The organism is Pantoea sp. EA-12 (genome assembly GCF_030053355.1).
Lineage (GTDB): Bacteria > Pseudomonadota > Gammaproteobacteria > Enterobacterales > Enterobacteriaceae > Pantoea > Pantoea vagans_C.
In genome coordinates this window covers 132,378-147,137 of the sequence record NZ_JASGBY010000011.1, presented here as the reverse complement: position 1 = coordinate 147,137, position 14,760 = coordinate 132,378, and the positions used below count along the sequence as shown (strand labels likewise).

Genomic DNA, 14,760 nt, shown 5'->3' with positions numbered 1-14,760 from the left:
TCATCCTCTAGAAATTTTTTTTTCAAGGTAGTTAATAACTATACCATAGTATTCAAAGTAGGTTCCTTTGCTGCTTTTTTGAGTGTAAATATCTAATAATTTTTGTATTTCATTAACTTTTCTCTTATCTCTATTTTCATGAAGGATTTCTTTTATTTTATCAAGCACTCCGAGTCTATTGCTTTTAAGTCTACTGGTGTTCAGGTTAAGTATGTCGTTTAACTGGTTGTTAAAGTCAATATCATTGGATTTAATTGTTCCTTGATTGTCATAATTAATTAGGTTATTGATCCTATGTGTGGGAGTCGCAGGAGAAAGTTTTAAATCCCTTCCACCTTTACGAGTGTCACATGTTTGCTCTTTAAGTGCGGAACCTTCATGCCCCTTACAACAAGCCAACAAATTCTTATAATCAAGTTGCTTGTCACTATTTTCATGTTGGCAAGCCCAATGTTCAATCTTCATTTCATTTTCGTTAATGCGCTTCATACAATAGGCACATAGGTGTCCCTGTTCAGCAAGTAGGCTAAGTCTTATTTTTTCTTTCACAGGGCCAAAGCCAGGCCCATCGTAGGCCGCATCTTTTATTTTTTTATAAGCCGACAGTTCTCTAGGCTCTCTTTTTTTTTTGATTTGCCTCATTGTCTATCCCATTCAATAAGTTCAATTTCCATTTTTGCTTTAACTAACTCAGGTATGTCTCCATTAAGAGACTCTTCTAAATTTGATATTTCTTCTTTTGCTTCTTCAATTTTCCCCTCCTCGATCAAATCGAAGATGTAATTAATTTGATATTCAACTTCGCTGCTTCTCTTTAGCTGGTTTTCATTCTCACTCATTAATTCATTTAATATTTCATTGGATGTTAAACCATATGATTGCTTCGGATTGTATCCATATACAATACCATCGTCATTTGTATCAAGCATTATAACTTGCCCATGCCTAACTTCACTTATAACTTGTGGGGAATGAGTTGAAACTATGAACTGACAATTTGGGAAAATGTATTCAAAATTACTTACAATACTTCTCTGCCATCGCGGGTGCAGGTGTAAATCCAATTCATCGATAATAATAATACCGGGGGATTGAAGGGGGTTCTCAATGTGAGGGTTTAAGACTACCATCCTTCTTGTTATGTCTAATAGAAGTGCAATTAAACTTTTCTCACCTTGTGATAGTTGGAGTATGTTTAATTTGTGTCCATTTTTTGTTATAGTGAGCCTTAAGTTCGGTTCTAATTCAATTGACAAGTCAGAGTATCCGTCCATAAAGACATTGATAACCTGATTAAGTGTTTTTTTGATCTTGCTTATTTCCCAAAGGGTACTATCGTCTTCATTTTTCTTTTCTTTCGACTTTAGTGATTCAAGAAGTTTTCGGGCGTTCAAATCGTTAATAGCCAAAATAGCTAGTTTATTAATCAGATCATCATCAGTGGGTAAATTTTCCGATGAAACAATCCTATGTTTTTCTATGTCATCAAGTCTTTTGAACCATTTCAGGAATGATTTGATATCAGCTTTTCCTGAAAAAGAATTAACATATGCTTCGAATCGATTGTTGATTTGATGTAAATTGACATCATCAATTGTGCTCAAATCTTTTGTACTAATGTCAATTGTTCTTGAAACCCCGTAATGTGCAAAGATAGGCAAAGTAAATAAAGCATCATTTTCACCGGCAAACTTGTAAAGGGCCCCTAATTTTGATATTTCATTCAGGTGGCTTTTTTTATTGGCTGAACTACCGACGTGTAGTTCACATAACTCTAAGTTAGCTTTTGCAAAGCGATTAATGGCTAATTTTATAATGATTGACGAATAGCCTCTCGTTGAATCATCTCTAATATCTAACCTTTCAATTTCTTTTCCTTTTCCACCTTTGTAGAGTATTCTATTGACTAGCCAGCTTAACGAATAAGATAATCCATCGAGCACTGATGATTTCCCAACGCCATTTTCACCAGCAAGTACAGTCAGGTTTTTCTCTGGAAAATTCAAAGTCAATTCATTTAGAGCTCGAAACTCTAATAATGATATATCTTCCAAATAAACATAGGTTGATTTAATGTTTTTAGTAGCAAGGTCTATATAAAACTGTGCTGTTTCATAATCTTGCTCTACGTACTTACCTTCGAGATAGTACTCATAAAGTTGATAAGCAGCTTCCCAAGAGTTATTCTTAGCTTTTTTATCAAGTTTATGTATTGTGCTTGTGATCCTTTTATTCATTTTCACCTCTAAACTTAATAATCTTTTCAATAGTACTTGGGGAGTATTTCAATTCCATCCTAGATTTGAAGCTAGGCTCTACATCAGATGCAAATGATAGTAATCCCTGTAAATATCGAGTGAGATCCAAGTTTAGCTCTCCAATTTTAAACTTATGGATTAATGATGATATTAACCTTTTCCTTTCTCTGCCGATAGAGAGCTCGCCAGTATTTGTTATTGTAACCCCAGTCACATGCCTATTATGAGCCTTGGATGAGAATACCGTTTTAAATTCATTAATTGTAATTTTATTTTTATATATTGAGCTTAAATATCTCTTAACTAAGCTTGGTAGCTGGAATAATATATTCTTCTCAGAAGTAGAGAATGTTAGGTCATCAGCATATCTTGAATAAGATATATTCTTCTTGGTGCAATAATCGTCAATCAGTTCGTCAAAAGGAAATAGGATCAGATTAGAAATGAAAGGCGAGCTTGGAGCTCCAACACTAAGGACCAGTTTACCATCTTTTTTTTTGGGTTTGTTCCAGAAAAATGTATTAGTCAATAATTTTTTTTCAGCATCACTAAGTAATATTTCTTTTTGCAAAAAGTGCGTGAAAAGTAAATCAGGTGTGATGCTATTAAAGAAATCATTGAAATCTAACTTTAATAAATAATTATTGTTTTGATGTATGGCTGCGTTGTGCTTGATCCCAATACCATTTCTATACGCCATGGCTTTAATGTGCAAATTAAAATGCGGTTCAATTACCTTTATTAAAGCGCGCTGAAATATCTTCAACTTTCTTGCCGGATGAGCTATAACTCGTTGGCCAGAAGTCCTTTTAGGGATGGTATATACTTTATATTTCATCGGAGCATTATAAATATAACGCTCAACAGCACTTCTGGATTTATCGAGATCTTTAGTCAATTTAGCATACAAATGTAACTTCATTTCATCCTCATATCCAGAGTTCTTCCCACAGTAGAGTGAAAAGACAGACTGGCATTGATGCCAGTCTGTCAACGTCCTTCACTTAAGGATGCGGTAGGTATAATCCTCCGCCGTGAGATGCAAGGCATGGAGCGGCGGAGGATTATACCTACCGCAACCTCATAAACCTTCCAATAACTTAGTGTCTGGCTGAACGCCCGACAAGACGATGACCGTCTATACGCTAAAGGACTAGATATTTATACTATAAAAATCAACGTATATCTATGCTTATGCGGGGCTTAACTGTAGTGGTTTACTGAAATTGGGCACTTGAACAGGGGGATATGCTCGCAAAACTGCCCCGCAAATCTTGGAAACTAAACTCTCAGTAATGGACTGACCCTACCCGATAGACGATCCTGCCCTATAGTTGGACTGACTTTACGATTGTAAGCACTTAGCAGGGGGCCATTGATGTATTATCAAGCGTTATGTAGTCAGCATTTCCAGTTTATCTGCCCATTCCTGCATCATTACTTTACGTTCATCAAGATAAGTTGCATGGTTGTATGTGCGACGAACATTGTTGATATCAGCGTGCGCAAGTTGGGCCTCAATAGCATCAGGTCGATAGCCCATCTCGTTTAAACGTGTACTTCCTGTGGTTCGGGTTGCATGTGGGCTATATGTTCCGCTCCAGCCGAGGCTTTTAAGTAACTGTCGCAGAGAGTGAGATGTCATTGGACCTAGCGGATTATCTCTTCCCGGGAAAAGGTGCGGCCGATGCCCGGTCAATCCCTGTAGTGTTCTGAGCATTTTGACTGCTTGGTAGGGCAGGGGAATAACGTGTTCTCTGCGAGCTTTCATGCGCGAAGCCGGAATGGTCCATAGTGCATTATCAAGATCGAATTCGGCCCATTCTGCTTCGGTGACTTCGGCAGGACGCGCAAGCGTCCACCACATTAGCCACATGCAATAGTTTACTTGGTATGTTCCGCGACTGTTGTCAAAACAGCCTAATAACTTACCGATTTGCTGCGGAGACAGCGCCTGTTTGTGCTGCGTTTTATTTGCCGGAATCGCCTTACGTACTGGCCATACAGGATCGCTATCTGCTCTGAGTGTCGCTACAGCCAGCTCGAAAATCGATGAAATAGTCCGGCGGGCTTCAGCGGCAACGGACGGAGCGCCGCGTTTAGCCGTTTCCTGAAGAATTTTTAGAATGTGGTGCGAGGTTATTTCCCTGACAGGTAGCTTACCTATTGCGGGGAAAACCACACGTTTAAGCATATCTAGTCGCCGCGTTTTGGTGATTTCGGCCCAGTCTTTCATCTGCAACCACTCTTTAGCGACTAGCTCAAAGGTGTTGGATGCGTCATTGACCTTGCGGATTTTATCTAACTGGCGAGCCTGAGTAGGGCTAACTCCATTGGCGACTTGTTTACGCGCTTGATCACATTTCTCGCGAGCTTCGGCAAGTTTAACCGTAGGGTACTCACCCAGCGCAAACATGCTGGATTTACCGTTAAGTTTAAACCGATAGCGCCACGCCTTTTTGCCATTAGGTTTAACTTCAAGGTATAAGCCATTGAAATCGTTGAGACGATAGAGCTTTTCTTTCGCTTTTGCTGTGCGGCATTGAGTATCAGTGAGCATAACGATTCCTTGTATATTTATTATACCGCCATTGTACTCACTAAAAATAAAGATGGAAGTTTGATGTACTCACCTACGTACTCATTTTTAACTGCGCTTCTACGAAATCATTTGAGACGCTATGAAACGAAAAATCCACGCAACTGCGTGGATTTAAACATTTTTTGTGAAAGCCATGAGATTAAATGAAACCTCATGAGACAACACATTTTATTCAGACGTTGAACAAGAAGTTCATCACGTCGCCATCTTTCACGATGTACTCTTTACCTTCTGAACGCATCTTGCCGGCTTCTTTCGCACCTTGCTCACCCTTGTAGGTGACGAAGTCATCAAAGGCGATGGTCTGCGCGCGGATAAAGCCTTTCTCGAAGTCGGTGTGGATTTTACCTGCCGCTTGCGGCGCAGTGGCACCCACAGGGATGGTCCATGCACGTACTTCTTTCACGCCAGCGGTGAAGTAAGTTTGCAGGTTAAGCAGTGCATAACCCGCGCGAATCACACGGTTCAGACCTGGTTCTTCCAGACCCAATTCCGCCATGAATTCATCACGCTCTTCATCGTCCAGTTCGGCGATATCAGACTCGACAGCCGCACAGACTGGCACCACCACGGAGCCTTCGGCTTCAGCGATCGCGCGTACCTGATCAAGATATGGGTTGTTTTCGAAACCGTCTTCGTTGACGTTAGCGATATACATGGTCGGTTTCAGCGTCAGGAAGCTCAGGTAGCGGATTGCCGCTTTCTCGTCCGCATCCAGTTTCAGCGCGCGCAACATGCCAGCCTGTTCAAGGTGCGGCAGGCACTTCTCCAGAGCAGCCAGTTCAGCTTTGGCATCTTTGTCGCCGCCTTTGGCTTTTTTCTGGCAGCGCTGAATGGCGCGTTCGCAGGTATCAAGGTCTGACAACGCCAGTTCGGTGTTGATAACGTCAATATCTTCCGCCGGGTTCACTTTGCCGGAAACGTGGATGATGTTGTCGTTTTCAAAGCAGCGCACCACGTGGCCGATCGCTTCGGTTTCACGGATGTTGGTCAGGAACTGGTTACCCAGGCCTTCACCTTTCGAGGCGCCTTTCACCAGACCGGCGATATCGACGAATTCCATGGTGGTTGGCACTACGCGCTGTGGCTTAACGATGTCGCTCAGCTGATCGAGGCGCAGATCGGGCATTGGCACGACACCGGTGTTTGGCTCGATGGTGCAGAACGGAAAGTTGGCTGCTTCGATACCCGCTTTGGTCAGCGCGTTGAACAGGGTGGATTTACCGACGTTCGGCAGGCCCACAATACCGCATTTAAATCCCATGGTCTGATTACCTTTATCACTGAGTGTGCGGCGCTGACTGACAGCGTCGACAGATTCAAAAAATTTCGCGCATTATACACAGAATTACCTTCTGCGGCGCGGGAATTGGCCTTAGCAGGCCTTGAAGGCGTGAAGGCGGTTCATCGCCTTGATCTTGTCTTCTTTCAGCCAGACTTCAGTGCAACGTACGGCTTCATCGACGGCATCATCAATCAGCTTTTGTTCGCTGGCCGGGGGTTTACCTAAAACAAAACCCGTCACTTTATTACGGTCACCCGGATGGCCGATGCCAACACGCAAACGGTGGAAATTATTATTGTTGCCCAGTTTGCTAATAATGTCCTTCAGGCCATTGTGACCGCCGTGACCGCCACCCTGTTTGAACTTCGCCACGCCTGGCGGTAAGTCCAGCTCATCGTGCGCCACTAAAATTTCTTCAGGCGTGATGCGATAGAAAGTCGCCATCGCTGCTACCGCTTTGCCACTCAGGTTCATAAACGTCGTTGGCACCAACAGGCGTACGTCTTCGCCTGCCAATGACAGGCGCGCAGTGTAGCCGTAAAATTTCGGCTCCTCTTTTAACGACTGATTATGCCTCTCAGCCAGCAAATCCACGTACCAGGCACCTGCATTATGGCGCGTTGCGGCGTATTCAGCGCCGGGATTGGCCAGCCCCACAATCAGTTTAATGCTGCTCACGATGTTTATCCTGTCTCACTGCGGAAAGGGCGATAGTTTACTGCCTGCAGGCAGGGATGACAAAGGGTGTAATGGCCAGATAATGACGCTGTGTGACTAATCAATTTCTATCGAAATCAACAGGCTGAGGGTAAAGAAATGTCAGAGATTGTGAAGGATGTGTGATCCTGTACGCAACTTAACCGCATGCCATTGCCTAAACTTATGACAAGTTAACCATACGTGCTGTTTGTTCTTTCATAAGGATGGAGGTGAATCATGAAACGTCAAAACTGCCGCTATGTGGGTAATGGCCTGATGTGTCTGGGTTTGCTGACGATGGTACTGGGTGTCGGTTATTCCATTATTAATCAGCTACCTTCACTGCATCTGCCTCAGTTCCTCGCCCATGGTGCGATGTTCAGTATCTTCATCGGCGCATTGCTGTGGTTGATCGGCGCGCGCGTCAGCGGACGTGAAAGAGTGGAAGACCGCTACTACTGGCTGCGACATTATGGTGATAAACGTTGCCGTCGTAATCACTCCTCACATTAAGTGAGCATCGCCTCCTGTAGGGGCTGTAACGGCACTCGATAACCTTCGATGCGGTTACGGCCACTGGCTTTCGCGCGATAAAGCGCTTCATCTGCCAGCCCAAGTAAAATCGGGAATGTTTGATCGCGATGAATCGCGGTGGCGAAGCCAATACTCACCGTGTAACAGACGTCGTTAGGCATCGATAACTGCGTTGCCAGTCGAATACGTTCGCACACGCGTTGTGCCTCCTCACTGTTGCCAGGTAAAATGGCGGCAAACTCTTCTCCGCCCAAACGGGCAAACTGCCCCTCTGCGGGTAACAGCGCCTGTACCACATGGCAAAAATCGATTAATACTCGATCCCCTTGCTGATGCCCATAGCGATCGTTAATGCTTTTGAAATGGTCGAGGTCAAACAGCACCGCCGTATAGATATACGGCTTAGGATGACGGGCATTGCGCATCACCAATCGGTCAGCATGCTCGAACAGCGCACGGCGATTCCATACGCTGGTAAGAGGATCGTGCAGCGAGGCCAGTTTGTGCGCTATCTGCGTACGCTCATTCACCATTGCCAGGATAGTAAATGTTAAGCCAATCACAAACAGTATCGACTCAAGGATCACATAAACCGAGAAGCTGGAACCGGCAATAGCACCGCGCACCGGCGTAGCAATGGCATCATCCAGAAAGATCCGCGCCACATGAAACAGCAGATGGATCCACAACAGCATCTGAGCCGGCCAAAATGTCACCGTCAGCGATGCGCGCGAATGCCATAAAAGGCGAATCAGCGCGCCAGTATAAATAATACAAAGCAGACAGAGCACCAGCACCCGCTTGGGTTGGCTGTGATAAAACTCGGGGAAAATACAGAGTATCGCCCAGAGTAAGGCACCAGCCAGCCAGCTTAATCCCAAGGGTTTGCCACAAAAGATGCGAAACGCATTCAACAGATTGCCATAAGCAAGCAGCATGACGACGTTGCCCACGGCAATCGGCAGAAAGTGAAATCCGGCGCTGCGAAGACTGCTAAGGAAAACGGCTAACAGCGTCAGGCTGAGCGCGAGAGTGGTGAAGCCCAGGACGCGATCGTACTGCGACCCCATCCAGGCGAAGACCAGAATAATACTCAAAAATCCGAGCACGTAGAGCTCACAAACAAATAATGTATAGATGTCGAGAGTCATAGTGGTCGGAGTTCTCAGAAAAAAAGTGACAGGAAAAATACCACTAATCATTAGAGTGCTAAAGCGCAGCATGGTGTCTGAAATGAAAAGAGTGAAAGGCAGCGAGAATGGCGTGTTTTAACGAAATTTATCGCGAAAATATCTGTAGCGAAAGCGGCTTCATCGGTTGTTAAGACTGAGGAGATAAAAAACAAAACCGGGCGCGGGGCCCGGTTTCATGCAATGAATTAATGTTCAAACATTGCGGAGATAGATTCTTCGTTGCTGATACGACGAATCGCTTCGGCCAACATGCCAGAGAGCGTTAAGGTACGCACATTTGGCAGCGACTTCATCTCATCCGACAGCGGGATGGTGTCGCACACGATGACCTGATCAATCACTGACTTACGCAGGTTTTCAACGGCGTTGCCGGAGAAGATAGGGTGAGTTGCGTAAGCGAAGACACGTTTCGCGCCGCGTTCTTTCAACGCTTCAGCCGCTTTGCACAGCGTACCGCCGGTGTCGATCATATCGTCGACCAGTACACAGTCACGACCGGCAACGTCACCGATAATGTGCATGACCTGAGAAACGTTTGCGCGTGGGCGACGTTTGTCGATGATGGCCATATCAGCGTCATTCAGCAGTTTCGCGATAGCGCGGGCGCGCACGACACCACCGATATCGGGTGAAACCACAATCGGGTTTTCCAGACCAATTTGCAGCATGTCTTCCAGCAGAACTGGGCTACCGAACACGTTATCAACCGGGACATCGAAGAAGCCCTGGATCTGTTCGGCGTGCAGGTCAACTGTCAGAACACGGTCAACACCCACGCTGGAGAGGAAATCGGCAACCACTTTGGCGGTGATAGGCACACGAGCAGAACGCACACGGCGGTCCTGACGGGCATAACCAAAGTAAGGGATAACAGCAGTAATACGACCAGCAGAAGCCCGACGCAAAGCGTCGACCATCACAACCAGCTCCATCAGATTATCATTGGTGGGGGCACAGGTGGACTGGATGATGAAAATATCACCACCGCGTACATTTTCGTTGATCTGTACGCTTACTTCACCATCACTGAAGCGGCCGACGGCGGCGTCTCCGAGGCTAGTGTAAAGGCGGTTGGCAATACGTTGTGCTAGTTCCGGGGTAGCGTTACCAGCAAAAAGCTTCATATCAGGCACGAGAGGAACCTCAGGCTTGTCGTCCAGAGAATGAACATTTCAAAAGTAACCGGCGAATACTTTTGAAGTCGTTCATACGGGTGTGTTAATGCGTCACGTGCAGTGCCTGGAACAGGGTGGCATTGTCACGCATACGCTTTGAGCCCGGAAAGGGTGCGTTGCAACGGCGAGATATTAAGCCCGCGCGCCACAAATCCGCAAATCCATTTCGGGGCAAGCTCCAGCACCTGACGAGCGTCGGACTCGGTGTTAAATTCAGCAAACACACAAGCTCCGGTCCCGGTCAGGCGCGACGGCGCGTATTCTAGCAGCCAGGAAAGCAGCGCATCAACCTCGCGAAAACGTTTTCTTGCCACAGCTTCACAATCATTGTGAAAAGGACGCTGTAACAGCTCATCTAATGTGCGTATCGGTGAATTGCGCGTCAGTTCCGGATCGCGAAACAGATCGGGGGTAGCAATGCTGACCCCTGGATGCGCGACGAGGTACCATTTCTCTTCCGGTTTAGCGGGTTGAATCTGTTCGCCAACCCCTTCGGCAAAGGCGGCATGCCCACGGACGAACACCGGGACATCGGCACCGAGCGCCACACCTAGGGTGGCTAACTCATCCACGCTAAGCTGTGTTTGCCATAAATGGTTGAGCGCGACCAGCACGGTAGCTGCATCAGAGGAGCCACCGCCCAGGCCACCGCCCATCGGCAAACGTTTTTCAAGTGCGATCTGCGCACCAGCATTGGCTGGCAACGTGCCGCGCGCGGCAGCGGCCTGTTTCAGTGCCTGCGCGGCGCGCACAATTAAGTTCTCTTCATCGGGCACACCTGCCAGCGGTGTAAGCAGTGTAATGCTATCGCTGCTGTCCGTGGTGATCTCCAGCGTGTCACCGTGATCAAGAAACTGAAACAGTGTTTGCAGGTTGTGATAACCGTCAGGACGACGGCCAGTGATGTAGAGAAACAGGTTCAGTTTTGCCGGAGCGGGCCAGGTGGTGATCATTTCGTGGTCCAGCTATCCATACGCAGTTTGATGCGCTGGCCACCTTCGGTCAGTTCAAGATTGGCTGGCAGCGGCGGGTTAACCTTGCTGTCGTAATCGGAAATGTTCACTTTCCACTGTTGTCCATTGCGGCTGTAGTTAACGCTCTGCAACTGGTAGCTGCTGTTCAGCTGATAATCGGTGGCATCACCTGGCAGGCCCATCATCCATTGGCGTAGGTTCGCCAGCGGAATATCCATGCCGGTGAGCTGAGAGATCATCTTCTCGGCATCGTTGCTGACGTAACGCTTGCCTTTGTTATCGACGATTTGCACCACGGAACCCTGGGCATCAAGCTGCAACTCGGTGCTACCAAGCGGGTTGGTGAGCAGCAGACGATAGCGGTCAGCGGCGGTTTGCTGCCAGTTAAAGCGTGCATACACTTTTTGCTTATCAGAGAGATAGGCAAATGCGCCGCGCGTTTGATACTGGGTGATTTTCGCGACAGCTTGTTGATGTTGCTGCCATTGCGGTGAAGTGGTGCTGGGACCCGGACCCTGGGGTTTGTTGATGCTACAAGCAGCCAGCAACACGCTGGCAAGGGGCAGAAGGCGCAACAACTTGCGCGGGGGCAATTGCATCACGTGGTCGTCTCCTCAGACACGTTTTTAATTCCTAACAGGTAACGCTAACCATCCAAATCTGTGCCGTCAATGCCGATGTAATGATAATTGCGCACGATCAGTTTAATCTTATTACAGTCATAGCCTTTGTATGGCTTTTCTTGATCTGTGGCATCTTGTAGAATGCGCTTCACAAAACCCTGACAATCATTGGGACATCCCAACCCGATCACCATGACGCTGCTTGCACTCGGAATCAACCACAAAACCGCACCTGTCGCCCTGCGCGAACGTGTTGCGTTTCTGCCCGACACGCTGGATCAGGCATTAAACAGCCTGCTGTCCCAGCCAATGGTGCAGAGCGGTGTGGTGCTCTCAACCTGTAACCGGACTGAACTTTACCTCAGCGTAGAGCAGCAAACGGACCTGCAGGAGAGGCTGGTGCGCTGGTTATGTGAGTATCACGATCTGCGGGAAGAGGATGTCCGCGCGAGCCTGTACTGGCATCAGGATAATGCGGCGGTAAGCCATCTGATGCGTGTCGCCAGCGGTCTGGATTCACTGGTGTTGGGTGAGCCACAAATTCTTGGGCAGGTGAAAAAAGCCCATGCTGACTCATCGCGTGACCATGCGTTGAGCAGCGAACTGGAGCGTATGTTCCAGAAAACCTTCTCCGTTGCCAAACGTGTCCGTACTGAAACCGAAATCGGTGCCAGTGCGGTGTCCGTCGCCTTTGCTGCCTGCTCGTTAGCCCGTCAAATTTTCGAATCCCTCAGCACGGTCAACGTCCTGCTGGTGGGAGCCGGTGAAACCATCGAGTTGGTGGCGCGTCACCTGCGTGAACACAAAGTACAAAAGCTGATGATTGCCAACCGCACCCGTGAACGCGCTCAACTGCTGGCGGACGAAGTGGGTGCAGAAGTGATCGGTTTGGGTGATATCGAAACGCGTCTGGCAGATGCGGACATTATTATCTCTTCCACCGCCAGCCCCTTGCCGATTATTGGTAAAGGCATGGTAGAGCGCGCGTTGAAGGCGCGCCGTAATCAGCCGATGTTGCTGGTGGATATTGCCGTACCGCGTGATGTCGAACCCGAAGTGGGTAAACTGGCCAACGCCTATTTGTACAGCGTCGATGACCTGCAGGCGATCATCGAACAGAACATGGCGCAGCGTAAAGCCGCCGCCGTACAGGCTGAAAGCATTGTGGTGCAGGAAAGCGGTGAGTTTATGGCGTGGCTGCGTGCGCAAAGTGCGGGTGACACCATCCGTGAGTACCGCTCGCAGGCTGACGACGTCCGCGCAGAACTGCAAGAGCGTGCGTTAGCCGCTCTGCGCCAGGGCGCGGATGCTGAGAAAGTTTTACAAGAGTTAGCGCACAAGCTGACTAATCGCCTTATTCATGCACCAACCAAATCATTGCAGCAGGCCGCGCGCGACGGCGACAGCGAACGCCTGCAGATCTTACGTGACAGCCTCGGTTTAGAGTAATCTGGTCTGTCACGACCTATCACTGGGATACCCTCTATTATATGAAGAGCTCTATTGTTGCCAAGCTGGAAGCCCTCCAGGAGCGCCACGAAGAAGTGGAAGCGTTACTGGGCGATGCCGGCGTTATTGGCGATCAAGAACGTTTCCGCGCATTGTCTCGCGAATATGCTCAGCTGACCGATGTCACTCGTTGTTTCCGTGACTGGCAGCAAGTGCAGGAAGATATCGAAACCGCTGAAATGATGCTCGATGATCCTGAAATGCGCGAAATGGCCAATGAAGAATTAAAACTGTCGCGTGAGAAGCGTGAAGTGCTGGAACAGCAACTTCAGGTACTGTTGCTGCCGAAAGACCCTGACGATGAACGCTCGTGCTTTGTGGAAGTGCGCGCCGGAACCGGCGGTGATGAAGCGGCCATCTTTGCCGGCGATCTGTTCCGTATGTACAGCCGTTATGCAGAATCTCGCCGTTGGCAGGTGGAAATCATCAGTGCTAACGAAGGCGAGCACGGCGGTTACAAAGAGGTCATCGCGCGCATTATTGGCGACGGTGCTTACGGTCGTTTGAAGTTTGAGTCAGGCGGCCATCGCGTGCAACGCGTGCCCGAAACGGAATCTCAGGGGCGTATTCATACCTCTGCCTGTACCGTTGCGGTGATGCCGGAACTGCCCGAAGCGGAAATGCCAGAAATTAACGCGGGCGATCTGAAAATTGATACTTTCCGCTCCTCTGGGGCGGGTGGTCAGCACGTCAACACCACCGACTCGGCTATCCGTATTACCCACTTACCGACCGGTATTGTGGTGGAGTGCCAGGACGAGCGCTCGCAGCATAAAAACAAAGCCAAAGCATTGGCGGTGTTGGGTGCACGTATTCACGCCGCGGAAACCGCTAAACGCAATGCGGCAGAAGCGTCAACCCGCCGTAACCTGTTGGGCAGTGGTGACCGTTCCGACCGTAACCGTACCTACAATTTCCCACAGGGCCGCGTGACCGACCACCGTATTAACCTGACGCTTTACCGTCTGGACGAGACCATGGAAGGCAAGCTGGATAGCCTGATTGAACCGATCGTCCAGGAGTATCAAGCCGATCAGCTGGCCGCGTTGGCTGGACAGGATTGATGATCATTCGTCACTGGCTGCAGCAGGCGGTGGTTGCCCTTTCTGGCGGCGATAGCCCGAAGCGCGATGCGGAAATTTTGCTGGGTTTTGTCACCGATAAATCGCGCAGTTGGCTGGTGGCGTTTGATGATACTGAGCTCGACGCCGCACAAATCGCCGAGCTTGATGCGCTGTTGGTACGCCGGGTGACCGGTGAACCCATTGCCCATCTGGTGGGCGAGCGCGAGTTCTGGTCGTTGCCGCTGCGCGTCAGTGATGCCACGCTGATTCCGCGCCCGGATACGGAAGTGCTGGTGGAACAGGCGCTGGTACGCGTACCAGCAACACCATCCTCACTGCTTGATCTTGGCACGGGCACGGGTGCCATTGCGCTAGCCCTGGCGAGTGAACGGCCGGATTGCCAGGTGCTAGGATGTGACCGCATACCCGAAGCTGTCGCGCTGGCACAAGATAATGCACAGCGCCTGCACATTACCAATGCCCGTTTTCAGCTTAGCCACTGGTTTAACCATCTCCCCGCCCAACGTTTTGACCTGATTGTCAGCAATCCTCCTTATATCGATGCCGCCGATGAACATCTGCAGCAGGGGGATGTGCGTTTTGAACCGCTTAGCGCGCTGGTGGCGGATGATGCCGGGCTGGCCGATTTGCGCTTCATCATTCAGAGCGCGCCGCAATGGTTGCAACCTGGCGGCTGGCTCTTGCTGGAACACGGCTGGCAACAGGATGAAGCGGTACGGGCCGTTATGACGCAACATGGCTATCAGCAGGTCAGCAGCGTCAATGATTATGGCGGCAATCCCCGCGTCACTCTTGGACAATTTCTCTGATTTAAGGAAGTACA

At 48.7% G+C, this 14,760-nt stretch carries 14 protein-coding genes; 4 read left to right on the top strand and 10 right to left on the bottom strand.

Features of this window, described 5'->3' with window-relative positions; all coding sequences use genetic code 11:
* The 6 genes from QMZ30_RS17250 to pth all read right to left on the bottom strand — a co-directional run bounded on the left by QMZ30_RS17250 (position 1) and on the right by pth (position 6,823).
* A complete protein-coding gene (locus QMZ30_RS17250) occupies positions 1-642 on the bottom strand; it encodes an HNH endonuclease family protein (RefSeq protein ID WP_283228305.1) in 642 nt (213 codons plus the stop codon).
* Positions 639-2,237 carry an AAA family ATPase gene (locus tag QMZ30_RS17245; protein ID WP_283228304.1) on the bottom strand — a complete coding sequence of 533 codons (1,599 nt, stop codon included), beginning with the start codon at positions 2,235-2,237 and terminating at the stop codon, positions 639-641. Before QMZ30_RS17245 ends, QMZ30_RS17250 begins: the two co-directional genes overlap by 4 nt.
* Positions 2,230-3,180 (bottom strand): retron St85 family RNA-directed DNA polymerase, encoded by a 951-nt coding sequence (locus QMZ30_RS17240; protein ID WP_283228303.1) that lies wholly within the window; start codon positions 3,178-3,180, stop codon positions 2,230-2,232. The genes QMZ30_RS17245 and QMZ30_RS17240 overlap by 8 nt, the downstream gene beginning before the upstream one ends.
* A gap of 471 nt (positions 3,181-3,651) precedes the next feature.
* On the bottom strand, positions 3,652-4,818 hold the full coding sequence (locus QMZ30_RS17235) for a tyrosine-type recombinase/integrase (RefSeq protein WP_283228302.1): 1,167 nt from the start codon (positions 4,816-4,818) through the stop codon (positions 3,652-3,654).
* Between the two features lie 214 nt (positions 4,819-5,032).
* The gene (ychF, locus tag QMZ30_RS17230; protein ID WP_039337399.1) at positions 5,033-6,124 is read right to left on the bottom strand and encodes a redox-regulated ATPase YchF; all 1,092 of its coding nucleotides are present in this window, start codon (positions 6,122-6,124) and stop codon (positions 5,033-5,035) included.
* Positions 6,125-6,235: 111 nt separating this feature from the next.
* On the bottom strand, positions 6,236-6,823 hold the full coding sequence (gene pth, locus QMZ30_RS17225; RefSeq protein ID WP_283228301.1) for an aminoacyl-tRNA hydrolase: 588 nt from the start codon (positions 6,821-6,823) through the stop codon (positions 6,236-6,238).
* 258 nt (positions 6,824-7,081) lie between these two features.
* Here pth and ychH point away from each other — a divergent pair, with 258 nt between their 5' ends.
* On the top strand, positions 7,082-7,357 hold the full coding sequence (gene ychH, locus QMZ30_RS17220) for a stress-induced protein YchH (protein WP_283228300.1): 276 nt from the start codon (positions 7,082-7,084) through the stop codon (positions 7,355-7,357).
* Here the strand turns inward: ychH and QMZ30_RS17215 are convergent.
* The 4 genes from QMZ30_RS17215 to lolB all read right to left on the bottom strand — a co-directional run bounded on the left by QMZ30_RS17215 (position 7,354) and on the right by lolB (position 11,319).
* A complete protein-coding gene (locus QMZ30_RS17215; RefSeq protein ID WP_283228299.1) occupies positions 7,354-8,529 on the bottom strand; it encodes a GGDEF domain-containing protein in 1,176 nt (391 codons plus the stop codon). The two genes, ychH and QMZ30_RS17215, sit on opposite strands and share 4 nt — an antisense overlap.
* A gap of 227 nt (positions 8,530-8,756) precedes the next feature.
* Positions 8,757-9,704 (bottom strand): ribose-phosphate diphosphokinase, encoded by a 948-nt coding sequence (gene prs / locus QMZ30_RS17210; protein WP_102136006.1) that lies wholly within the window; start codon positions 9,702-9,704, stop codon positions 8,757-8,759.
* A 125-nt stretch (positions 9,705-9,829) separates the two neighbouring features.
* Positions 9,830-10,699 (bottom strand): 4-(cytidine 5'-diphospho)-2-C-methyl-D-erythritol kinase, encoded by an 870-nt coding sequence (ispE, locus tag QMZ30_RS17205; protein WP_283228298.1) that lies wholly within the window; start codon positions 10,697-10,699, stop codon positions 9,830-9,832.
* Positions 10,696-11,319, bottom strand: a complete 624-nt coding sequence (gene lolB / locus QMZ30_RS17200) for a lipoprotein insertase outer membrane protein LolB (protein WP_039337411.1) — start codon at positions 11,317-11,319, stop codon at positions 10,696-10,698. Before lolB ends, ispE begins: the two co-directional genes overlap by 4 nt.
* Positions 11,320-11,535: 216 nt before the next feature.
* Between lolB and hemA the strand changes: the two genes are divergently transcribed.
* Genes hemA through prmC form a run of 3 tightly spaced genes read left to right on the top strand, consistent with a single transcriptional unit; the run spans position 11,536 to position 14,746 of the window.
* On the top strand, positions 11,536-12,792 hold the full coding sequence (hemA, locus tag QMZ30_RS17195; RefSeq protein WP_039337413.1) for a glutamyl-tRNA reductase: 1,257 nt from the start codon (positions 11,536-11,538) through the stop codon (positions 12,790-12,792).
* 41 nt (positions 12,793-12,833) lie between these two features.
* Positions 12,834-13,916, top strand: coding sequence for a peptide chain release factor 1 (gene prfA / locus QMZ30_RS17190; RefSeq protein ID WP_283228297.1), 1,083 nt, complete (start codon positions 12,834-12,836; stop codon positions 13,914-13,916).
* Positions 13,916-14,746: a peptide chain release factor N(5)-glutamine methyltransferase gene (gene prmC / locus QMZ30_RS17185; protein ID WP_283228296.1), complete on the top strand. Its 831-nt coding sequence runs from the start codon at positions 13,916-13,918 to the stop codon at positions 14,744-14,746. The genes prfA and prmC overlap by 1 nt, the downstream gene beginning before the upstream one ends.
* Positions 14,747-14,760: the final 14 nt, after the last annotated feature.

Coding starts and splice junctions, on each gene's coding strand:
- hemA (WP_039337413.1), top strand. CDS start 11,536: ATGACGCTGCTTGCACTCGGAATCAACCACAAAACCGCACCTGTCGCC.
- QMZ30_RS17235 (WP_283228302.1), bottom strand. CDS start 4,818: ATGCTCACTGATACTCAATGCCGCACAGCAAAAGCGAAAGAAAAGCTC.
- prfA (WP_283228297.1), top strand. CDS start 12,834: ATGAAGAGCTCTATTGTTGCCAAGCTGGAAGCCCTCCAGGAGCGCCAC.
- ispE (WP_283228298.1), bottom strand. CDS start 10,699: ATGATCACCACCTGGCCCGCTCCGGCAAAACTGAACCTGTTTCTCTAC.
- lolB (WP_039337411.1), bottom strand. CDS start 11,319: ATGCAATTGCCCCCGCGCAAGTTGTTGCGCCTTCTGCCCCTTGCCAGC.
- QMZ30_RS17250 (WP_283228305.1), bottom strand. CDS start 642: ATGAGGCAAATCAAAAAAAAAAGAGAGCCTAGAGAACTGTCGGCTTAT.
- QMZ30_RS17245 (WP_283228304.1), bottom strand. CDS start 2,237: ATGAATAAAAGGATCACAAGCACAATACATAAACTTGATAAAAAAGCT.
- QMZ30_RS17215 (WP_283228299.1), bottom strand. CDS start 8,529: ATGACTCTCGACATCTATACATTATTTGTTTGTGAGCTCTACGTGCTC.
- prmC (WP_283228296.1), top strand. CDS start 13,916: ATGATCATTCGTCACTGGCTGCAGCAGGCGGTGGTTGCCCTTTCTGGC.
- ychF (WP_039337399.1), bottom strand. CDS start 6,124: ATGGGATTTAAATGCGGTATTGTGGGCCTGCCGAACGTCGGTAAATCC.
- QMZ30_RS17240 (WP_283228303.1), bottom strand. CDS start 3,180: ATGAAGTTACATTTGTATGCTAAATTGACTAAAGATCTCGATAAATCC.
- ychH (WP_283228300.1), top strand. CDS start 7,082: ATGAAACGTCAAAACTGCCGCTATGTGGGTAATGGCCTGATGTGTCTG.